The sequence below is a fragment of the Candidatus Brocadia sp. genome, assembly GCA_021646415.1.
Lineage (GTDB): Bacteria > Planctomycetota > Brocadiia > Brocadiales > Brocadiaceae > Brocadia.
The window spans coordinates 98,195-121,504 of the sequence record SOEU01000004.1; the positions used below are offsets into that span (position 1 = coordinate 98,195).

Annotated in this window: 19 protein-coding genes; 8 read left to right on the forward strand and 11 right to left on the reverse strand. The window is 42.4% G+C overall.

All coding sequences use genetic code 11. The features are described 5' to 3' along the window. The first annotated feature begins 678 nt into the window (after positions 1-678). Positions 679-1,209: a hypothetical protein gene (locus E3K36_05235; protein ID MCF6154649.1), complete on the forward strand. Its 531-nt coding sequence runs from the start codon at positions 679-681 to the stop codon at positions 1,207-1,209. 71 nt (positions 1,210-1,280) lie between these two features. Beyond that, entirely contained in the window at positions 1,281-1,973 is a 693-nt protein-coding gene (locus E3K36_05240) for a hypothetical protein (GenBank protein MCF6154650.1), read from the forward strand. Here the strand turns inward: E3K36_05240 and rsmB are convergent. From rsmB to def, 4 genes are all read right to left on the reverse strand, one after another. Beyond that, a complete protein-coding gene (gene rsmB / locus E3K36_05245) occupies positions 1,880-3,295 on the reverse strand; it encodes a 16S rRNA (cytosine(967)-C(5))-methyltransferase RsmB (protein ID MCF6154651.1) in 1,416 nt (471 codons plus the stop codon). The two genes, E3K36_05240 and rsmB, sit on opposite strands and share 94 nt — an antisense overlap. Further along, a complete protein-coding gene (locus E3K36_05250) occupies positions 3,276-3,719 on the reverse strand; it encodes a DUF116 domain-containing protein (GenBank protein ID MCF6154652.1) in 444 nt (147 codons plus the stop codon). The genes rsmB and E3K36_05250 overlap by 20 nt, the downstream gene beginning before the upstream one ends. Positions 3,720-3,810: 91 nt before the next feature. Further along, complete coding sequence (locus E3K36_05255; protein ID MCF6154653.1) at positions 3,811-4,770, reverse strand: methionyl-tRNA formyltransferase; 960 nt, start codon at positions 4,768-4,770, stop codon at positions 3,811-3,813. A gap of 60 nt (positions 4,771-4,830) precedes the next feature. Next, a complete protein-coding gene (gene def, locus E3K36_05260) occupies positions 4,831-5,343 on the reverse strand; it encodes a peptide deformylase (GenBank protein ID MCF6154654.1) in 513 nt (170 codons plus the stop codon). A gap of 203 nt (positions 5,344-5,546) precedes the next feature. On the opposite strand from def, the gene rpsT reads away from it, so the two are divergent. Next, positions 5,547-5,831 (forward strand): 30S ribosomal protein S20, encoded by a 285-nt coding sequence (rpsT, locus tag E3K36_05265; GenBank protein ID MCF6154655.1) that lies wholly within the window; start codon positions 5,547-5,549, stop codon positions 5,829-5,831. On the opposite strand, the gene E3K36_05270 is transcribed toward rpsT, so the two are convergent. The 7 genes from E3K36_05270 to E3K36_05300 form a co-directional block, all read right to left on the reverse strand. Then, a complete protein-coding gene (locus E3K36_05270; protein ID MCF6154656.1) occupies positions 5,832-6,764 on the reverse strand; it encodes a histone deacetylase in 933 nt (310 codons plus the stop codon). A gap of 206 nt (positions 6,765-6,970) precedes the next feature. Beyond that, positions 6,971-7,741 (reverse strand): hypothetical protein, encoded by a 771-nt coding sequence (locus E3K36_05275; GenBank protein ID MCF6154657.1) that lies wholly within the window; start codon positions 7,739-7,741, stop codon positions 6,971-6,973. Between the two features lie 250 nt (positions 7,742-7,991). Then, a complete protein-coding gene (locus E3K36_05280) occupies positions 7,992-8,756 on the reverse strand; it encodes a copper chaperone (GenBank protein ID MCF6154658.1) in 765 nt (254 codons plus the stop codon). A 92-nt stretch (positions 8,757-8,848) separates the two neighbouring features. Next, a complete protein-coding gene (locus tag E3K36_05285) occupies positions 8,849-9,874 on the reverse strand; it encodes a c-type cytochrome (protein ID MCF6154659.1) in 1,026 nt (341 codons plus the stop codon). Positions 9,875-10,436: 562 nt separating this feature from the next. Further along, entirely contained in the window at positions 10,437-11,846 is a 1,410-nt protein-coding gene (locus tag E3K36_05290; GenBank protein MCF6154660.1) for a sigma-54-dependent Fis family transcriptional regulator, read from the reverse strand. An 11-nt stretch (positions 11,847-11,857) separates the two neighbouring features. Next, positions 11,858-13,792 carry a HAMP domain-containing protein gene (locus E3K36_05295; protein ID MCF6154661.1) on the reverse strand — a complete coding sequence of 645 codons (1,935 nt, stop codon included), beginning with the start codon at positions 13,790-13,792 and terminating at the stop codon, positions 11,858-11,860. Between the two features lie 6 nt (positions 13,793-13,798). Continuing rightward, positions 13,799-14,215, reverse strand: a complete 417-nt coding sequence (locus E3K36_05300) for a hypothetical protein (GenBank protein MCF6154662.1) — start codon at positions 14,213-14,215, stop codon at positions 13,799-13,801. Between the two features lie 275 nt (positions 14,216-14,490). Here E3K36_05300 and E3K36_05305 point away from each other — a divergent pair, with 275 nt between their 5' ends. The 5 genes from E3K36_05305 (at position 14,491) to E3K36_05325 (ending at position 23,255) form a co-directional block, all read left to right on the forward strand. Further along, positions 14,491-17,268 (forward strand): DEAD/DEAH box helicase, encoded by a 2,778-nt coding sequence (locus E3K36_05305; protein ID MCF6154663.1) that lies wholly within the window; start codon positions 14,491-14,493, stop codon positions 17,266-17,268. Between the two features lie 783 nt (positions 17,269-18,051). Continuing rightward, positions 18,052-19,539 (forward strand): restriction endonuclease, encoded by a 1,488-nt coding sequence (locus E3K36_05310; GenBank protein MCF6154664.1) that lies wholly within the window; start codon positions 18,052-18,054, stop codon positions 19,537-19,539. A gap of 264 nt (positions 19,540-19,803) precedes the next feature. Then, complete coding sequence (tnpA, locus tag E3K36_05315; GenBank protein MCF6154665.1) at positions 19,804-20,262, forward strand: IS200/IS605 family transposase; 459 nt, start codon at positions 19,804-19,806, stop codon at positions 20,260-20,262. A 151-nt stretch (positions 20,263-20,413) separates the two neighbouring features. Continuing rightward, positions 20,414-21,901, forward strand: a complete 1,488-nt coding sequence (locus E3K36_05320) for an SAM-dependent DNA methyltransferase (GenBank protein MCF6154666.1) — start codon at positions 20,414-20,416, stop codon at positions 21,899-21,901. Positions 21,902-21,995: 94 nt separating this feature from the next. After that, positions 21,996-23,255: a DUF2130 domain-containing protein gene (locus tag E3K36_05325; GenBank protein MCF6154667.1), complete on the forward strand. Its 1,260-nt coding sequence runs from the start codon at positions 21,996-21,998 to the stop codon at positions 23,253-23,255. Positions 23,256-23,310: the final 55 nt, after the last annotated feature.

Below are 23,310 nucleotides of genomic sequence, written 5' to 3' on the forward strand. Positions count from 1 at the left end.
TAGAGCTACAATGTACTCGGGCCGGTCTCTCGCACGAAATCTGAACCGGCCTGTTTGTGGATAATGTCAATAATATTTATATCGCTTTATTTATGCAATGCTGTATAAAACACCAATTCTCGGATAACGGATAACATGAAAAATTCGACCCCGTTCCTTTCCCCGGAAAAAACCAAAAAAGCTTGCATTCTTCTTTATTATTGTATTATCATCCTTTTTAAAGAAAAAACAATTTCCAACCCTCTCTCCATTTAAAAGAAGCTTGACATTGCAAAACGGTAAATGACAATATCTGATTACCTTCACCAAAGACGTCACCATGACGATAATATACACCCATGCCTTGAGCAAAAGAGGTCACACGAAGTGTCCGAAGCCCGGTTGATGGGTTGTAGGCAGGATTATACAGTCTGTAATAATCCAGAATGGGCAATTGCCGAAAATGCAGAAAAAGCTGTATGCGAAAGTAATTACAATGCGTGACAAGAAGGCATGGCTACTTCGTTTAAATTTGATGAACCTAATCTGAACGAGTGGATTGAAAAATAGTTATTCGCTTATTATTGTATATTATGTTTGCAGGTTCTTAAAACACAAAACTCTTCCGACTCGTTCGGGTCAGGAATAATAACACGATAATTTAAAAGTACGAATGTCTCTGAAGGGAGGGGGATAAATATGATAAAAAGACGCGAATGCTTCAGTTTTTCTCATTCAATGCTGATTGTCTTCTTGTTATTGATATCTGGTTGTGCGCCGGTTATATCAAAGCAAGTCAGGGATCAAGCCAGGCCAGATATTGCTTTCGAAGAAGTATTGAGTGAACCCGAACAATACAAAGACCGGATGATTATCTTAGGTGGGATCATTATCGAAACTAAAAACACCAAAGAAGGAACCTTCTTAGAAGTATTGCAATGTCCCGTTGGTTACCGCGGGAAGCCTAAAAACGTGGACGAAACCGGAGGGAGGTTTCTGGCTCTTGACAGTCGCTATCTCGATGGGGATGTATTTGCCAAAGGGCGGTCTGTTACGATTGCGGGGGAGATTCAGGGAAAGAGGACGTTACCGTTGGGAGAAATAGAGTACAACTATCCCCTGATTTATGTCAAAGAAATATACCTCTGGCCAGTTGAAAAAAATTATCCCAGTCGTTATTATTACTACAATGACTATTGGTGGTGGAGAAGCCACTATTTGTATTACTAACCCGGATATCCTGCGCAGCCAGAGAAGTAGCATAAGCAAGGGATCTCCCATATTCACGAAAGAGTGATCACATGATATTGCGCAGCAAATACTTTACATTCCCTAAATCAATGTTGTTTGTGGTATTATTTTTAACGGTTGGCTGTGCACCGGTTATATCGAAGCAAATCAGGGATCAAGCAAGGACCGATGTTACTTTTAGGGATGTACTCAATGACCCTGAGCTTTACAAAGGCCAAATGATTATTTTCAGCGGCGTCATTATCGAAGCCAGAAATACTGCGGAGGGGACTTTGTTACAAGTATTACAGCGCCCTGCTGGTTTCCGTGGGAGGCCGAAAGAGGTGGACGAAACCGGAGGAAGATTTCTGGCGATTGACAACCGTTACCTGGATGTGTACGTATATGAGAAAGGACGAGATGTTACAATCGCAGGAGAAGTTCTGGGAAAGAAGATTTTACCTTTGGATAAAACAGAGTATGTCTATCCACTGATTCAGGTGAAAGAAATATACCTCTGGCCGGTAATTGAAAAAGGATACTACGTTCCTTATCCCTATCCCTACTATTACTATGATGACTATTGGTGGTGGCAAAGCCATCTTTCGCCCAGAAGAAAGCATCATCGACATCGGAAAAATCGGAAACAATCGCAGGGGATGTTAAAACTTCAAACTGTTAGTTCCTTGGTTTGGCTACAACCCTGTCTTTTGCAAAGCCTTGCCATGTATCCTCCATCCCCTTCATCCACGCTGGGCAAATAATATGCCTCTGCGTCCAGGGAAAATTGGGATTCAATGCCCATAAATTTTTTTACTATATCCTGATTTTCTTCGGGTTCGATACTGCAGGTGCTATATACCAAATAGCCGTTAGATTTTAGCAGAGAGGCACCCGTTTTTAGTATCGAATATTGGAGATCAGCAAGTTTTTTTATATCGCCTTCCTTTAACCGCCACCGGGCCTCTACGCGGCGTGAAAGAACCCCCGTATTGGAACACGGTGCATCTATGAGTATACGATCAAATTTCATCTGGAAAGGAACCTTTTCGTCTGATGCATCACCACAAACAATAGAAACGTTGTGAATTCCCATCCGCAAACAATTTTCTTTGATCAACTGCAACCGTTTTGCAGAAATATCTAACGCATATATCTTGCCCGTATTTCCCAAAAGTTCCGCAATATGAGTCGTCTTTCCTCCGGGCGCCGCACACATATCTAACACGGTATTCGATTTTTCTACCTTGAGGAATTGCGCAATCTTCATAGCGGATATGTCTTGCACAAAGAACAATCCTTCTGCAAACCCCGGAATTTCAAAAACTGCAATATTTTCAACAACGACAGCGGTATCAGTGGCGCGTGCACTGATGCCCTCTTTATCGAGCAAAGCAAGAAATTTCCGGGTAGACATTTTTTCCTGATTTACGCGAAGGAATACCTTTGGGACAAGATTATCGGCTTTGCATATCGCAACGGTCTTTTCCTTCCCATACCTGCTGATCCAACGTTTTATCAACCATTCAGGGTGACTGTAATTAATTGCTATGGAAGAGGAAAGATGTTTGACCGGATCGGGAAAGATCGGATGGTGAAACGTACACCATATGTTTTTTCTTCTGTACAGGGCTTTTTGCAGGTCGGCAATCTCCGGTTCGCATGCAGATTTATTTTGGATACTTCTTTCGATGGCGCGGAGAATCGCATTGGTAAATCTGACCGCGTCCGTTCGGCGGACCAATTTTTTTACGATTGCCACTGACGTGTTTACTGCGGCGGAAACGGGGATTCTGTCCAAATAGACAATTTGATAGAGACCCGCACGCAGGGAGTATAATACCCATGGTTCTATCTTATTTAAGGGAATATTCGAAAAAAAGGAGATAAGGGTATCGAGGGATAAACAATGGCGAATAACACCGTTTACTAATTCTGTGAGAAGGTTTTTGTCCCGCTTTGACAAATCACCCTGTACACATCTTTCAGAGATAAGTTCCCGGGCAAAAACCCCTTTGTCATCAACTTCTCTCAGTATACGAATGCCTGCGTAGCGAACGTCTGTCTTATGTGAGGAATTTTTCAATAGCTTCTTTTACCTCATCCAGATACACATCCGTATCCTTACAATATCCGTGAGGTCTTAGATTAGGAACTGCAAAAATTGCCTTAGACATGGCAGCCATCAAACCCGTCCGGAGTTCCTTCTCGCAGGCAATAGCTATTACCCCATGTATGTCTTCAGCCATTACCCTTTGAAGGGCAACACGCCCCCCTGTTGCAAGGCTAATATGCACCCCATATTTCTCAGAAAATTCCAGTAAATCCTTGATTTTACATTTTCCACAACGTTTACATTCGTTCAGGTCATTCCTGACATTTTGTTTGCACTGTGAATTCTGGATGCAATGGGGAAACAAGATCAACAAATTTTTCGGAGAACACTTTTTCTTGCGAAACTTCAACATAAGGTTATTGATAGAAACTACTTTTTTATCAATAAATTCCATGGTACCTGCCTTTGAGTAAATGATAAAAATTTGGTTTACCGCAGAAAACACCAAGGTTGCGGAAAAGTATTACAGCAAATGAAAAATGGTGTTACGATACAAACATGTCTTCAACTACTATCTTATGACCACGCAAGTATTCCTGTGCACTCATCGCTCGCTTACCCTCCGGCTGTAATTGCGTAATACAAACAAACCCGTCCCCGGTAGCAACATGGATTCCGCATTGAGCAATCTCAATTATCATACCGGGGTTAAGAGATATTTTCGTCTTTGGTACGTCGTGAATTTGCGTCTTCAAGATAATAATTCTTTTTTTCTCTTTGGAATCTTTTTTGAGATAATACGTATAAGCTCCGGGGGATGGGGTTAATCCGCGTATCAGATTTTGAATTTTTTTTGTTTCCTGGGACCACGGAATTAAGCCGTCTTCTTTCTTCAATTTAGGAGCAAAAGTTACTTCTCTTTCGTCTTGTTTTGTGTAAGTAGCCTTTCCTGTTTCCACAAGGTTTAACGTCTCAATCAACAGATCTGCCCCCATGGAAGCCAGTCTCTTTTCAATATCCCCTGCATTTTCTCCTGAAAATATTGGCGTTTTTTTCTGGGCAATAATATCCCCTGCATCCATTTTTGCGGTCATAACCACAGCAGTAACACCGGTGACGGTCTCTCCCTGCATAATTGCCCAGTTAATGGGTGCGGCACCTCGATATTTTGGTAACAAAGAGGCGTGGATGTTAATGCATTGATAGCGCGGAAGATGGATAATCGAATTGGACAAGAATTGCCCGAAGGCAACAACAACGATACAATCAGGCGAGAGATTTTGAAGTTGTTTCACAACCAGCTCATCATTGACATTGACAGGTTGCATAATTTTTAATCCCAATTTTTCAGCGGCTTCCTTTACCGGTGAAGGACACGGTATTTTACTCCTTCCTTTTGGTCTGTCCGGTTGTGTAATAACAGTGATAATTTTTTGTGTAGCTGTTGCCAATGAACATAAACTGGGAACCGCAAAATCTGGTGTTCCCATAAAGATCACATTCATTATTTTAAAACACCATCCTGTGTCCCTTGTTTGACTTTTTTATGTAAGCGTAATTATCAATCACACAGGAACTTGTGTGCTTTTGTAGGTCCGTTCAAATTCTTTTAACCGCTGTGATATAGCCAAACGGTTTGAAGGACTCATTCTGTCAATAAAAAGTTCCCCGTTGAGATGGTCCAGCTCGTGTTGCCATGCACGTGCAACCAGCCCTTCTGCCTCTATTTCTAATTTTTGTCCTTTGAGGTTATAAGCGTAAGCCTTAATTCGCTGGGCTCGGATGATTTTGCCCATAATGCCTGGAAAGCTTAAACAACCCTCCTCTTTGTTCAACTCGCCAGTTTCTTCTATTATTGTCGGATTGATAAACACCTTTTCTTCATGGCTATTCCCACCAGCATCAATAATGAACAGGCGGACAGACCATCCCACCTGAGGTGCTGCCAGCCCAATACCGTGAGCTTGATACATCAATTCCATCATTTCTTCTGCTTTTTTGCATACTTCTTTATCAATTTCCTTGATCGGTTTCGCCTTCTGGCGAAGTACCGGGTCTGGATACAGGACAATATTCATGAATTTCATTTCTCTCAATAAACTAAGGTTTTATATGATTCTTGATTCACTATACTAAAAAAACAGAAAGATTGCAAGTCTCTTTCATTTTCCTGTGTTTTCCTATTGACTTTATGTTATAAATTCAATACATTATAGTTCTTTCAGTTTTTGAACCTGATAATATTTATCATTATGGATCTTAATTAAAGGAGCATCGGACAATGCCTATAATGCAATCAGCCAAAAAAAGGCTCAGGCAAAATATAAAACGCAATTTGAGAAACCGGTCTTACAGATCTGCACTGAAAACTCAAATAAAGAATTTTTTGGGTGTTATGAAAGCAGGCAATGTTCAGGCTGCCGAAGAAGAACTCCGGCTTGCGATAAAAAAATTAGACAAAGCAGCCGCGAAGGGAATTTTGCATAAAAATACTGTCAGCAGAAAGAAGTCGCGCCTGACTAAGAGATTGAATAAAATAAAAGCCTCAGCACCACAGAAAAGTTAATTATGCCTGCAGTAATGCCTTGAGGTGGGCTTCTATACATGAAGGGAGATCGGATAGATTGTAACCACCTTCAAGGCATGATACAATCCTGCCGCGGCATCTTTCAGCACATGTCATAACAATTTCTGTCAGCGTACGGAAATCCTGTATTTCCAAATTTAATCCACCAATAGTGTCTTTTCTATAGGTATCAAAACCTGCTGAGATAATGATAAATTCCGGGGCAAATTGATTTACCCGATGGTCCATAATATCCAGAAATGCTGCGATATACTCTTGAGAAGTTATATCTGCCGGAAGAGGTACATTAATGGTAAATCCCTTGCCTTTGCCCTGTCCATCTTCCTCTTTCCGGCCTGAACCGGGGTAAAACAGGTGTCGGTGTATGGAAAAGTACAACACCGTTGGGTCACAGAAAAACGCATCCTGTGTACCGTTTCCATGGTGAACATCCCAATCAACGATACAGATTTTTTCTAGCCTATACCTGGATTGAATGTATTTTGCTGCAATGGCTACATTATTGAAAAGGCAAAACCCCATACCCCCTGAGGGTGTTGCATGGTGACCTGGTGGACGTACAAGACAAAAGGCATTCTTCCCTTCGCCTTTCATTATCAAATCTATTGCCGTTAATGGCGCCCCTGCTGCATGAACAGCAGCATCATATGAGGCTGTAGAAACCACGGTATCACCATCCAGCCAACCCCCGCCAGTATCAGCGATTTGTTTGATAGCCTCAATATAGGTTTGTGGATGAATCAGGCCAATTTCCTTTATCGATGCTGCGCGGGGATTTACAACCCTTAATTGTTCCCAGAGGCTGTTTTCTTTCAGATACCTTAGGGTGTTTTCCAGTCGCCGGGAATTTTCCGAATGCCCAAAGCCAGTATCATGTTTTAAGAAGATTTCATCATAAATGAGGAGTGTCATAGATTTTAAACCTTATACCCGGTATTACATTTTTTACGTTCTTTTGTGATAGGAAAGCCCATGAAGGTTTATCAGGAAAATGAAAGGGCTTCTAAAAAGAACCATTCCGTCTGCTAAGAATGGCTTTTTTTCCAGAAAGGAGTTTGAAGTAATGTACACCTCTTGGAATCTCGGTTTTAAAAACGAAGAATTGCTTAAATTTTGATCTAACCCTTATAGCGTATAAACATATCCTGAAGTTTCCTGAAGATTTCTTTAACAAACGTGGTATTATTAAAGAAAATACCCCAGGGGAATTGCCCGTCCTCAAAAGATTCAGCAAAGTTCCCCCCTCGATCATGACCAGAAATCGGTGCTGCTTTCTCTACCAGATGATTTACCTGGTCATGCCGTAACATCAAAGTTGGCACACGCTCTTCTACCCTGGTAATCATCTCAAGAGGGATAATTCCATTCCACTCCTTCGAAAAACCCTCCACAATATACGCACTGCCATGCTTATCAAATAATTGATACCATACATGGGCAAAGGCAATCGAAGTATTTCTGTCTACCACCCAGCCCCATACCAGATCACCATTAATGTCCAGTCCGGAGAGATTTGAAAAGAACAAGAAGATCGAATCTTCACAATCGCCCTTTTTGCTTTGACGTGTTTCTCCCGGTGTCTGCCAGTAGTCTGTCTTCGGTGGTTCGGCCCGGTAGTCAATATCAAAGGCTATTTCCCTATACGCATCATAAATTTGTTCGCCATTCTTGAAGGTGTTGATACACCATTCTTTGTAAAATAGATTGTCAGGTATGCAGCTCCCATCCGGTGAATGAGCCGTCAATGGCTTTTCTGCCCAAATATCTTCAACCGGTTTATAGCCCCTTCCCGTCAGAAATAAATCGGCGTACGAAACATCCGCATATGTTTCCACGCAACACATCCCCGATAAAACTAAGGTGGTTACAATCATTACCAAATGTTTCATAAATGGCTTCAATTGCAACTCCTCTCATTTCGGATTTGGGATTGCGGATTTCTGATTTTCGCCTGTTCCGCAACCCACATACTATAATCAACAAAATCAAAACTTAATTGCGCTTCTCCTTTATAATACGATAAATACTTCGTTTTCAACAAGTTTCTGCACTATACAGGAGGGTGAACTTAATTTCGTCTTACTTCATCTCCCCTTACAAAGGGGAAAAGAGGATCAATTTGGTTGCAGTTGCACGGCACTATGAAGTTTTCAGTACCGTAAGATCGTGCTTTACCTTTGTATTTCCACGTTCTTCAATGGTCTTTATAAGTTTTTCTTTTGTCGTCCATCCCCGATAAAAACTAACCATCACTTCATTGGTAACAATATCGACATCCGAACCGGACACTCCAAATATACCCAAAAGATATGCCCGCACGTCGTGGGCATCAACCTCAGCCATACCCTCTGTCTCAAAGGTAATTGCGTCTATGGGCACTATAGCCTTAAATCCATTATCTTCAAGGGTTTTGACTATCTTTCTGGCAAATCGGATCCAGCCTTCATAATAGTTGATAGTGACGTCCTTTGTATTAAGGTCGATATTGGCAGTTGTAACTCCCGGTAGTTCATCCAGGCACTCCCTTAATCTTTTCACATCTGATTCATGTATGAAATTATCAATTTTAAAAGTAAGGTAATCGGGTAACGATGCATCATAGCCTGCATCTTTAATGGCTTTTATAATCTGCTCCTCTGTGATTGCTCCCGGGCAGAGGGTAGAAATACATATCTCAGTTTTATCAGGGCTGATATTGGCGCACTTGATCACCTCGTTCTTTTGTAAAGTGGCTTTTAGTTGAATGGCCTCTGCAAGATCATTTACTCCCCGTAATTTTAAAGTAATGCCATCAGGCGAGGAACCACCGCCGCCGCATGCAGAGAGTTCATTCGAAATCGTATTGAACGATACGAAACTTACGAATAATAACAATATCGTCATGTATTTACATGAAATCTTCATTTGTATTCCTTCCTGAAGATAGTATTTTATCAAAATAGTTTTTAAATAAATTGAATGACCCGCCGATATAGCGGGTCATTCAATCTGGTACTTTACAAAGCCTTCAGGAACTCCACCAAATCCTGCAAATCTTGAGCACTCAGGTGTGACGTCCTTCCATGCATGTCCTTATCATTTACCGTGTTGTTGATCGTGTCAATCAACGTCCTGGCACTCCCGTCATGGAAATACGTACCTGAAGCATAGATGTCCCTCAGGGTCGGTGTATCAAACTCCTTCACCAGGTCTAACCCAATGATCGGCGTATCACTCTCCTCTCCATAGGGATCCTCACCGGCATTCAATGCCTGCATGTTAAATACCTTACCCGGTGTTGACCTGAAACCCTTCACTCCTACACGACCGGTTCCCACATCATGGGTCTGTGCATCGCTAAATAAGGCCTTCGGATCCATTGCATCACCAGGATGACACTCCGCACACCCTACATTCGGATCATTAAATAACTTCTCACCCCTCTTTGCAGCCTCTGTCAAACTGCCATCCGCATTCCTGAACGGACTTCCCGTAAACTCCAATGCCCGAATGTAACAAATCAAAGACTCCAGCCTCTCCGGTGAAAAGTTCTCACTCCTGAACACAAACCCAGGGTCTCTTCCGCACACCCTGTCAAGAGAACTTGTTGCACCTACGATTTCATCCGGATGACCCGTAAACCCTTCATGCCTGAATGGAGGCAAATACCTTCCGCCACGGATATACTTTACATTCTTCCAGCTTCCCCATCCTTCATCTCCAAGGTCCCAGATCAAACCGGTCGTCTGTCCCCTCTCGTAATGGCAGCTGGCGCATGCATACTCACCCTGTAACCCCCATGATGCGTCATTGAATATGAACTGCCCGTACCTCACCAACTCACTCTTAAAGGGTGAGTGTTTTACCCGGTAATGTACCTCAGGCACCGTCAATGGCTCGCCCCTGGGAAGAGGCTCCCACTCCGGCCCCGTCTGGATCGTTGCTATCACCTGTGGCGTACCCGCCATCAACTCTCCAGTTGTCACCACCCCTGCTATACCAAGGACTGCGACCAAGCCTAATTTTAAAGTCTTTGTAAACATGTTAAACCTCCTTCACTACATAAAAAATTGCAAATCCAAGAATGAGACCGACAAAAACAGTAAAACACATCATAATTTATCCTCCTTCCGTTATTTCACTTGCTAAACAGTTCCTCCGGAATCACCTCCTTTCATTCGGGTTCAATTTCCTTTCATTTCCCCTATATTCTCTGTCGTAGGTGAATATCTGTCCTATAGAATTAGCAATGAGAGTGCCAGGATAAATCCAATTGGGTATTTAGTTCTACAACTATTTATAAATTCATAACTTAAAGAGATTCAAAACAAAGTTGTTTGTGTTTTTTAGAAATCGGTAACACTTGAAATTTGACTGGTGTAAGTCTGGAATGCTTCCTGGTAAGAATAAATTTTGTATTAAGCCTTGAAAATATAGGACTTAGAAAAGTGCCTAAATGTGGGCACCGTCTCGCCCATTCACTGGCAGGAACATTTTTTTATATGTAGTTTACCGCAGAGGACGCAGAGAACACAAAAAAAATAAAAGAGAGAAATACTTCATTTTATTTTATTATAGCCATGCTCAGTCAGAATGGGATTGCTGCTATGCAGATGTCTGTTCAGTGGCGGGGATATTGGTTTTTGTTATGTTATACTTAACGAGCTTATTTTGAAGCGTAGTACGAGGTATCCGCAATATTTCTGACATGCGTACCTGGTTACCGTTTGTCTTCTGATAAGCCCACAAAAGAAGCTTTCGTTCAGCTTCGCTAAGGGTTTCTTGCAGGTCCAAGGAGTCAATCGTAGAAAGTTCAATAGGGAATATACCAGAAGAGGTCTCTCCCTGCGTTAAATTTTGTGGGAGATTTTTTGGGAGAATTGCACCAGATGTACAAAACGCTACGGCATGTTCCACAGCATTTTCTAATTCGCGGATGTTTCCAGGCCAATTATACGATAACAGCAAATGAAGCGCTTCCTGAGAGATTGAATTAATCACGACACGTTGCTGTGCGGCATATTTTTTCATAAAGTAATTTACCAGGAGTGGTATATCTTCTTTCCTTTCCCTTAAGGGTGGAAGATGAAGAGTGACTACATGAAGTCGATAATACAAGTCTTCACGAAATCGCCCTTCCTGGACAAGCTTTTTAAGGTCTTTTTTGGTTGCGCAAATAACTCGGACATTGACGGGAATCGTTTCCTCACCTCCAACGCGTTCAAATTCCCGTTCCTGAAGGACTCGCAGGAGTTTCACTTGCATTTCTAATGGAATATCATCTACGTCATCGAGAAATATCGTGCCTCCATCGGCGAGTTCAAAACGGCCCCGCCTCGTTTTTATCGCACCGGTAAAAGAACCCTTCTCATGTCCAAAGAGTTCGCTTTCCAGGATTTCCTTGTTTAAAGAGGCGCAACTGAGCTTTATAAAAGGCCCATTCCGCCGGTTACTATTGTAATGAATAGCCCCAGCTGTAAGTTCCTTTCCGGTGCCGCTCTCTCCCTGAATAAGGATTGTGGTATCACGATTGGATACCGTGTTTATAATTTCAAACACGTGCTTCATAGCATCGCTGCTTCCTATCATATTGTCGTAACCATATCGGCTCATAACCTGTTGTTTCAGTAAAATGTTTTCTGCAACCGTGTCTTTGTGTTTGAGTGCCTTCTGGAGTTTAATCATTAATTCTTCCAGGGAAAAGGGCTTCGTTACGTAATCATACGCCCCTGCTTTCATTGCTGTAACAGCACTTTCAATGGAACCATAAGCAGTCATGATGATAACAACCATATCGGGTGATGATTTTTTTATCTCCTTCAAAAAATCTATCCCATCCATCTTGGGCAGGCGCAAATCTGTTATTACCGCATCGAAGTTTGTTGATTGCAGTACCCTGAGACCTTCAGTGGCATTTGACAAACAAGTGACGGCATATCCCTCTTTCACTAATTTATCTTCAAGGGATACACGCATAAGTTTTTCATCATCAACAATTAGTATTTTGCTTTTCATTTGAAAAATGTTCAGTCTCCTCTGCGACTGGGAAGACATACCTGAAAGGTAGTCCCTTCCCCCACATTACTTCCTATACGGATTTCCCCGCGGTGGTCCTCGATAATCCTCTTCGATATTGCCAATCCCATCCCCAGCCCTTTTTCACCTTCTTTGTTTTTCGTGGTAAAAAAAGGTTCGAAAATCTTATCCATAATTTCTCCCTGGATGCCGCAGCCGGTGTCACTAATACAAACGGCAACACACCCTTCATGTCTCTTGCAAGTATCTGTCTTTATGGTCAGTGTTCCCCCGTCTGGCATACTCTCAATGGCATTAACCAGCATATTGATGAATACCATAGATACGTGGTCCACATCTATAAAAACCGGTGGAAGGGATTCGTTGAGTTCTTTCTGAATACGCACAAGGCTGGGTTCAATCCTGTGCTCTACAAACTCGAGAGAATTATTTATGACCACGTTAATATTGTTTTCAGAAAAGCGCAGTGTATAGGGTCGGGAAAATGTTAAAAGGCGTTTTACAATCAATTCCACCCGCTTTAGTCCTTCCAGCATAAGAGTGGCGTATTTCTTCGTTTGCGGGACATTTTCCGGTTCGTGTTCAATCATGCTGGCAAAGTTCTGCAAACCACCCAATGGGTTATTGATTTCATGGGCCACCTCGGCTGCAAGCTCTCCTACCGCAGCGAGGCGTTCAGCGCGCAACAACTGTGCCGTTCGTTCCTCTACCTTTTGTTCCAGATTCGAATACGACTCTTTCAGTTTTGTGGCCATGTGATTAAATTCCCTGGCAAGAAGACCCACCTCATTTTCCGATAGAATCGATATACGATGGTCAAGATTTCCTGAACCAATAGCCTTTGCCCCCTGCGCCAGTTGTAATATAGGCTGTGTGATCCGGTTGGTGAATGAAATGCCAAGAGCAATGACCACGGTAATACAAACAAAGATCAGCACGATAACACGGTTTTTCAGTTTTTCAACCGCGGCAAATGCCTCTGTTAAATCCTGTTTTGCCACAAGTCCCCAATTGAGAACGGGGATGTGCCGGTAGGCAGAAAGTACGGGAACATTCCTGTAGTCTACAGATTCTTTAATCCCTTCTTCGCCACCGGAGCTTAACACCGAAGGGATATCCAGGGTAGAATGGATGGGGCTGGTAAATTGCAAGGCCGCTCCCTCCTTATGACGAAGGTCATTTAAATAGACAATGGTATTCCCTTCTCTCCTCACCAGGAGTGTTTCTCCTGTTGTTCCCATTCCTGGCCAGTTGCGAATCACCGGTTCAACGCTGTTTTTCACATTAACATCCAATAATATGGCGCCAATGATAATGTCGCTGCTTTCCAGGGTAATGGTATCTGTCATGCAAACCGGGCAAAAATACGTCATACAATTCTGGTCGGTCAGTTCAGAGGTATGGATATCCTTCACTGCTACCTCTTTTTCCCCCAGGATATCTATGTAACTGCTAAATGAATCCAGGGTTTTACCCACGATCCCGGGGTATGTGGATATAACCACCTCCCCATTTGCGCCGTCTATTATAGAGATAACGTTGTAATGTTTATAAAACTGCTTCAGGACATGAAGATTGTCTAAAATTCGTTCGTAATTTATCCGGCCGGCTTCTGATTTTCTCAACTCATCGATACTTTCAAATCTTCTCCTCTGTTGTAAAAGACTTGTTGCTGCCGCAGCAAGCACCTTGTTGCGGGCAATTACCGAGGTATCTGTCAACCGCTCTTCCAGCCAATTGTTCAGCTCGCTTTTTTTCAGATCAGCAATGGAGGTCAATTGTTCGATCATCCGCTGTTCAATGGCGTTCTTACTACTGTAATATTCCACGACACAAACAAACAATAATGGAACAGTGGTTAAAAGACAGATATAAGAGATGAGTTGTATCTTAATACTTTTGAAGATGTTTCTGTAGTAATTCATAAAAATCTATTTTAAGAGCAATATCCCGCCTAAAATAAGTAACATACCTGCTACCTTGGACAGAGTCACCTCCTCGCCCAGGAAAATCCAACCCAAAAGAAATGTAAATAACGGGTAACAGCTTGTAATGGGAATAACCCTAGATATCTCACCCATCTTGAGCGCCTTGTAAAATATCAATTGTGCTACAACACCTGCCAGAATACCAGCAAAGATAAGAAAGAAAATCGATTTAACCCCCATCTTCCCAAAAGATGGAAACTGAGGTGTAAAAGCGATAAGGATTACAACACCCAGAAAAACGCCTGAGCATCTTACCAGGTACGCTGCTGTGGGTTCAACGGACGAGAGTCCTACCTTTTCCAGAAAAGGCACGAATCCCCAAATAAAGGCCGTAAGTAAGGCAAGGAAAAATGTTTCCATGAAAGTACTCCAAAAATAGGTGGCTTTCCTCAGAGAATTAAAATTATTAATATTAAGCAACGAATTAACGCCGATAAGGATACATATAACAAATGTACGGTGTAAAGTCGCACGATTATATGAAAATCCAGGAAAAATTTCTTTAGCAATATTTTCATGGCCTTTTCGATGTCTTGATATATTTTGTCCTCTTATGATTTTACCAGTATTTTTCAGGCATTCAAGACAATTTGAAGCTTGTATGTTTTCATCAAATCTGATATGTTTTTATGACGATGAGTAATCAAAATCCGGAACAAAGAGCACGAGACCATATTGATAAGCAACTCACTGCCTGCGGCTGGCTTATTCAGAAAAAGAACAGGATTAATCTTCATGCGGGAATTGGAGTTGCGGTTCGTGAGTATCTGACTGATGCGGGGGTAGCCGATTATGTTCTGTTTGTTGATGGGAAACCCGTTGGTGTTATTGAAGCCAAGCGTGAGGAAGAAGGACACCGCCTCACCGTTCATGAAGTACAATCTGAAGAATATGGCTCATCAAAACTCAAATACTTGCATAACGAAAAACTCCCGTTTGTATATGAAAGCACAGGCGAAGTAACCCGGTTTACCGACTTCAGAGACCCCAAGCCACGCTCAAGACCGGTATTTTCCTTTCACCGCCCGGAAACCTTCCGTGAAAGGCTGAAGAAATCGAAATCGCTCCGTGGCAGTTTGCTTGACCTGCCAGCGCTACCTGTTGAAAGATTGCGTGATTGCCAGATCAAGGCCATCAACAACCTTGAAATATCTTTCAAAGACAATAGACCGAAGGCGTTGATTCAGATGGCAACGGGTTCCGGAAAAACCTATACCGCCATCACGTTTATCTATCGTTTACTGAAATACACCCAGGCAAAACGTATATTGTTTTTAGTTGATACCAGAAATCTGGGCGAACAGGCAGAACAGGAATTCATGGCGTATCAGCCAAATGACGACAACCGCAAGCTCACCGAGTTGTATGGTGTGCATCGTTTGAAATCAAACAACCTCCCTTCCGACAGCCAGGTTTACATCAGCACCATTCAGCGATTGTATTCCATTCTGAAAGGAACGGAACTGGAGGAAAGCGCTGAGGAACAAAATCCGAACGAGAAAAGATGGCAGCCGAAAGAAGTCCCGCCTGTTGAATACAACGAAAAATTGCCGACTGAATTCTTTGATTTTGTGGTGATTGACGAATGCCACCGCAGTATTTACAACCTGTGGAAGCAGGTGCTGGAATACTTTGACGTGTTTCAGGTGGGATTAACCGCAACACCTGACCAACGCACGGTGGCTTACTTTGACCAGAACCTGGTCTCGGAATATGCTCACGAAATGGCTGTGGCTGACGGTGTGAATGTAGGTTACGATGTATTTCTTATTGACACGCGAATTACTCAACAGGGCGCTACCTTCTGGAAGGGCGCATACATAGAGCATCGTGAGCGATTGAGCAGGAAGAAACGACTGGAGTTGCAGGATGAGGATGAGACTTATACCGCCCAGCAGTTGGACAGGGACGTGGTGAATCCGAATCAGATCCGCACGATCATTCGCACGTTCAAAGAACATCTGCCCGAAATATTTCCCGACCGCTACAATGGACAAGGCGAATTTGAAGCGCCCAAGACACTCATCTTCGCCAAGACCGATTCCCATGCTGACGACATCATTCAGATCGTCCGTGAGGAGTTTGCCGAAGGGAATCATTTCTGTAAAAAAGTGACTTACAAAACAACTGAAGACCCGAAGACCGTGCTGGCGCAATTCCGCAACGAATATTATCCGAGGATTGCCGTTACGGTTGACATGATTGCCACCGGCACGGATGTAAAGCCATTGGAATGTTTGCTTTTCATGCGTGATGTAAAAAGCCGGAATTATTTTGAACAGATGAAGGGGAGAGGCACTCGAACCGTTCCCTTCGATGACCTGAAAAAGGTCTCGCCTTCTGCCAAATATACCAAAGACCATTTTGTGATCGTTGATGCCATCGGCGTTACAAAAAGTCTGAAAACCGACAGCCGTCCACTGGAAAAGAAGCCCGGTGTGCCTTTAAAAGATTTATTGGCAGCCATTGCCGTAGGCGCGCGGGACGAAGAGTTGTTCACCTCTGTTGCCAACCGTCTGACACGGCTGGAAAAACAAATTACCGATAAAGAGAAACGGCAATTTTCTGAAAAGACCAATGGCAAAACCATTTCGCAGGTGGTAAAAGACTTGTTGAATGCCTTCAATCCTGACGTCCTGGAAGATTTGCGCTCGAAAGTAGAACAGGAAAATCCTGACGCAGCGCCCGTTGTGAAGGAAGAAAAATACAACCATCTGAAAACCGAACTGCAGAACAACGCAGCAAAGGTATTTACCGGTGAGTTGAATGAATACCTTGAAAATGTCCGCAAGGCGCACGAACAGAAGATTGATATGCAGAACCCCGATACCGTAACTGCCGTGGGTTGGGACAGAGACAGTAAAACAAAGGCGGAAATCATCGTACATGATTTCAAGTCATGGATGATGCAGCACAAGGATAAAATTACTGCCTTGCAGATATTTTATGCGCAGCCTTATCGCAGGCGTGAACTCACCTACGCCATGATTAAAGAGGTGCTGGAAAGATTGAAGGCAGAGAAGCCCGTGCTTGCGCCCATGCAGGTGTGGCGCGCATACGAGCAACTGGAAAAAGCAAACGGCTCACCGAGAAATGAACTGATTGCATTGGTCTCTTTGATCCGTAAAGTTTCAGGTATGGATAAGACGCTGACGGCTTACGACAAAATCGTGGACAAAAATTTCCAAAACTGGGTGTTTAAGAAACAGGCGGGCGCATTGAAGTTTACAGAAGAACAGATGCAATGGTTGCGGATGATAAAAGACCACATCGCCACCAGCATCCATCTGGATGCCGATGACCTGGATTACACACCCTTTGATGCCGCAGGCGGCAAGGGGAAGATGTATCAGCTTTTTGGCGACAAGATGAATGAGATTATAAACGAACTCAACGAGGCATTGGCGGCATGAGATGAATGACAGAAATCCTACAGCGTGTTTGGGTTTGTAATCTGCAACCAAATAGTTTGTTCGCTGGCAACGTTGGAAATTCAAATCGGCTTGGAGATTAAATAAAGCGCTGGCGGCGTAATCCCGAAGGGATGCTATGATTATAGCAATGCATTATGAAAACGCATTTGAATCCCGTATGGATGACATAAAAAATTTCACCCCTTCGGGGGTTGTTTTCAAATTTAGGTGGTCAATTACGCAACCATAGTCAAATAAATCTGATTTTAGAAATTTAAGCGCCAGAATAGGGCTTAAAACTGGGGAGCTCTATAAAAATTTTTCGAAAAATAGATTTTTTGACTAGATAAACATTCCACGCCCCTGGTGCTAATGAGTATATACAGCATCACTATAGCTGCAGGGCAGCGATATGTTTATAGAAAAAACAAACCAATGAGCCAAAATAGCTCCATAGGAGCGAAATGTAAATGGTGAGAGAACATATCACCCCTACGGGGTTGCATATATGGAGGGAATTACACGACTATAAACATCCCGCACCTCTGGTGCTGATAAGTATGTACGGTACACTATAGCTGTGAAGCAATGACATGTTTATAGGATTAAAATCTCATTTGATAGTAATTCGATAGGCAGGGGTTGTTTCAATCGTAACTCCTTAATTAACAACCATTTTTTTATTTGATGGTTATTTGATAGATATCCCGTATTGGTCCCGTATTAATTCCGATTTGTTTACAATATTGTTCCGGTATTTACCCATAAAAAAGCCGTATAAAAATGATTGACAAAAGCAAAATACCTCCAAGCTGGGATGTGGTAAAGTTGGGGGAAGTGTGTGAAAACGTTGAAGTGGTAAAACGAAAAGAAAAAAATGGAGACACAGAATTTCTGTATTTAGATATAGGTGGAATTGACAACTCAATAAACAAAATTGTCAGTCATAAGAAATATAAATGGAAAGATGCACCTTCAAGAGCGCAGCGAATTATTTTTAAAGATGATGTTCTTTTTTCAACGGTAAGAACTTACTTGAAAAACATTGCAATAGTTGAGAATAAGACATACAACGGAGAAATTGCTTCATCAGGTTTCACTGTAATCAGAGGCGATAAGAAAGTCACAAATCCGAAGTTTCTTTTTTACCTATCTTTGTCTCATTCATTTCTTCAACCATTGAATGAATTGCAAACAGGAAGCTCATATCCTGCTGTTCGTGATAAGGATGTTTTCTCACAGGCAATCCCTCTTCCCCCCCTCCATGAACAACACCGCATCGTTTCCAAAATAGAAGAACTCTTCAGCGAATTAGACAAAGGCATTGAAAGTTTAAAAACCGCCCAGCAGCAACTCAAAATCTACCGCCAAGCCGTGTTGAAGTGGGCGTTTGAAGGAAGGTTGACAGAGGAATGGAGAAAAGAAAACTCACATTTAAATACAGCCTATGACTATTTAAGACAAGTATCGGAAATACGTAAGAAGAATTTTTTAGAAGCTAAAAAAAATGGTATAAAGGCAATTGAAAAAAATTATGATTTTGAATTTAGACGAAGTGAGGAAATAAATACTTGGGCAAAAGCCACTTTGAGTAAATTAATCTACATAGCGGGTAGAATAGGATGGAGAGGTTTAACAAAAGATGAATACACAACTGAAGGCCCATTGTTTTTAAGTGTGCATTCACTTAACTATGGAAAGCATGTAGAGTTTGAAGACGCTTATCATATTTCCGAAGAAAGGTATTTGGAAAGTCCAGAGATAATGCTTAAAGATAAAGATATATTGCTTTGTAAAGATGGTGCAGGTATTGGTAAAATTGGCATCATTAATAAACTTCCATCGGAGGCAACGGTAAATTCCTCTTTGCTTATAATAAGAGGTATGGAAATATTTATCCCTGAGTTTTTATATCATCTGCTAAGTGGACCTAAATTACAGAGTATAGTGCGAAAACGAATTACTGGAAGTGCTACTCCTCACTTATTCCAAAATGATATTAGAAAGTTTGAACTTCTTATTCCTCCCCTTGAAGAACAAAACCAAATCGTTCAAGAAATAGAAACCCGCCTTTCTGTATGCGATAAATTGGAGGAAACCATTACAACTGCTTTGCAGCAAAGTGAGGCGCTGAGACAAAGCATTTTGAAAAAGGCATTTGAAGGAAAGCTGGTAGAACAAAACCCCAAAGACGAACCGGCATCAAAACTGTTGGAGAGGATAAAGGCAGAAAAAGCTGCTGAGCTGCGACATGTTTATAGGAAAAAATAAACCAACCGTAAATAGAGCTCTATACGAGAGGACATGTCACCCCTACGGGGTTTTTCTATTTGGGTGGTGATTCCATAGCTATAAACATTCCGCACCTCTGGCGCTAGTGAAGATATGCGGCATCACTATAGCTGCAGGGCAGCGACATGTTTATAGAAAAATAGACCATCCACAAATAGAGCTCCATAGGAGCGGCATATTTATAGAATGCGTAGCTGTGGCATGTTTATAGGAAATTCGACTACCAAACGGAGGCGCTAAAAAATGGCAAATACCTATACACAAATTTATCTGCATGTGATTTTTGCAGTGAAGGGACGAGACAATCTTATTTCGCCCACGTGGAAAGAGGAACTATACAAATACATCACTGGCATCGTTACCAACAAAAATCAAAAACTGATTGCCATTAATGGCATGCCCAACCATGTTCATCTGCTGGTTGGATTGAAACCAGACATCGCACCTTCAGACTTAATCAGGGATGTAAAGGCAAACTCATCCAAATTCATCAAAGATAAACAATGGGTCATGGGAAAATTTGAATGGCAACTCGGTTTTGGTGGATTTTCATACAGCCATTCACAATTAGATGTCATTATCAATTACATCAGAGGCCAGGAAGAGCATCATAAAACAAAATCATTCAAGGAGGAATACCTTGAATTTATGAAACGCTATGCAATTGATTACAAGACGGAATACCTGTTTGAAGATGTTTAGGGAATAAACACCAATAAACGACATGTCACCCCTACGGGGTTTTAAATCTGGGAGGTGGATCTATTGTCTATAAACATTCCGCGCCTCTGGCGCTGACAAATTGAACAGGCATGGAAACTATACCACAATATAAGGACAGGATTAAAATAATATGAACAACACATCCGGCACTATCAGCAAAATATGGAGCTTTTGCAACACCCTTCGGGATGACGGTGTAGGCTATGGCGATTATTTAGAGCAACTCACGTATATGCTGTTCCTGAAAATGGCAGATGAGTTTTCCAAACCGCCATATAACCGTAAACTTCCCATCCCTCAGGCATATACCTGGGAAAGTCTGACTGAAAAGAAGGGCGCAGCGCTGGAACTACATTACACCACGTTGCTTCGTGAGCTTTCGCAACAAAAAGGCATCCTGGGGCAAATTTTTACCAAGAGCCAAAACAAGATTCAAGACCCCGCCAAACTCTACAAGCTCATTGACATGATTGACAAGGAACAGTGGAGCACCATGGGCACAGATGTGAAGGGACAGATTTACGAAGGGCTGCTGGAGAAAAATGCAGAGGACACCAAAAGCGGCGCCGGGCAATACTTCACACCAAGGGCGCTGATTAAAGTAATGGTGGAATGTCTTAGGCCTGAGCCTTATAAAACCATTGCAGACCCGGCATGCGGGACTGGTGGTTTCTTCTTGGCTGCTTACGATTTTATTGCCAGCAAACCTTCGCTGGATACGGGACAAAAGCGGTTTCTTAAGTATAAGACATTTTTCGGTAATGAGATTGTCGCCAGTACCCGCAGGCTGTGTCTGATGAATATGTTCCTGCACAACATTGGTGACATTGACAGCGAGAGTGTGATTTCTTCCAACGATGCGCTGGTTGCCGACGATGGCAGGCGGTATGATTATGTCCTTACCAATCCGCCTTTCGGAAAGAAGAGCAGTATGACGTTTACCAATGAAGAAGGCGAACAGGAAAAGGAAGACCTTACCTACAACCGGCAGGATTTTTGGGCAACTACGAGTAACAAGCAGCTCAATTTTGTCCAGCATATTCACACCATTTTAAAAACGACAGGGCAGGCAGCCGTCGTGGTGCCTGATAATGTATTGTTTGAAGGCGGGGCGGGAGAAACGGTGCGCAGGAAACTTTTGGAAACAACTGACCTGCACACCATCCTTCGCTTGCCAACGGGGATTTTTTACGCTCAGGGCGTAAAGGCGAATGTGATTTTTTTTGATGCAAAAACTGCCGGGAAAAAGGCATGGACGAAGGAAACCTGGTTTTACGATTACCGTACCAACATTCATCACACACTGAAAAAAAATCCCCTACGGTTGGACGACCTGAAAGATTTCATTACATGCTATAATCCAACTAACCGCCACAAAAGGAAGGAAACATATAACCGTGAAACAAATCCCGAAGGCAGGTGGAGGAAATTTATGTATGACGAAATCATTGGCCGTGATAAGACCTCGCTTGACATCACATGGATAAAGGATAAGTCCTTAGCCGACCTTGATAACTTGCCCGACCCTGATGAACTGGCTGGAGATATCATTGAAAATTTGGAAGCTGGTCTGGAAAGTTTCAGGGAGATCATGCAATCTATCAACGGTAGGAAATAGTCAAGTCCGTGACCCTGACGGACTGTCCTTAAACATAGGGAAAATACTAGAAGCAACAAAGAACTTTTACGAAGTGATACTATAGGATAACGATATGTCAGATCAAACAATAACATGCCCCTATTGCGGTAAAGAGATACCATTAACTGAAACACTCTCCCATCAGATAAAAGAAGGGCTTCGAAAAGAGTTCGAACTGAAATCACGGGATAGAGAATTAGAGCTTGCCAAGCGTGAGAAGATACTTGCAGAAGAGAAGAAAATTCTGGAAGACTCACAGAAGGCAATTGACCAGCAGGTCTCCCAGAGATTGCAGGCCGAAAGAGAAAAGCTAAAGCAAGAGGCTAGAAAAGAGGTTGAGAACGCCATTCAGGTTAAGTTAAAAGATTTGCAGGAACAGAATAATGAAAAAGAGGTGAAAATTGCCGCGGCCCAAAAGGCCGAGTTAGAATTTCGCAAGAAGATACGCGAGTTAGAAGAATTGAGAAAGAACCAGGAACTCGAAATAACCAGAAAACTCGACGAAGAACGTAAATTGATCTCTGAAAAGGCTAGAAAAGAAGCGGAGGAAGAAAATCGCTTAAAACTCATGGAAAAAGAGAAACAACTGGAAGACACCAAAAAGGCCCTTGACGAAGCCAAACGCAAGGCACACCAGGGTTCCATACAAACTCAGGGTGAGGTGTTGGAGTTGGATTTGGAATCTCTTTTAAGGTCCCAATTTCCGGTTGATGAAATCCAACCAGTACCCAAAGGAATTAAGGGGGCTGATATCGCTCAAAAAGTCCATAACCGGAGTGGCCATTATTGCGGCACTATTCTATGGGAATCAAAGCATACGAAGGTCTGGAATGACGGCTGGCTATCGAAACTGAAAGATGATCAGCGGGAGGTAAAGGCAGAAATTGCCGTCCTGGTGACAGAAACTCTGCCCAAGGGACTAGAAACTTTTGGTCAAATAGAGGGGGTGTGGGTCACGGGTTCTTTGTTGTCAATTGCCCTGGCGTCAGTTTTACGGACGAGTTTAATAGAGTTGGCGCAACACAAATTATCCATTGTTGGCAAAAGCGAAAAAATGGAGGTGCTTTACAATTATTTGTCAGGACCGGAATTCAGACAAAGAATTGAGGCGATCGTCGAATCGTTTAAAACCATGAAAGAAGATCTGGATCAGGAAAAAAGGGCAATGATAAAAATATGGGCAAAGAGAGAAAAACAGATTGAAAGGATAGTCAATAATACCGCCGGTATGTATGGCGACATGGAAGGTATTATTGGTGCGTCTCTGCCGCACATCAAGAGTTTGGAATTGACCGATGGGGCAGAGCCTCTTAAGAGAGATGATATCTCCTAGTGCGTCTCAGTAAAAGGTTTACATGAATACTTTTCTATTATATAAATTCGAAATT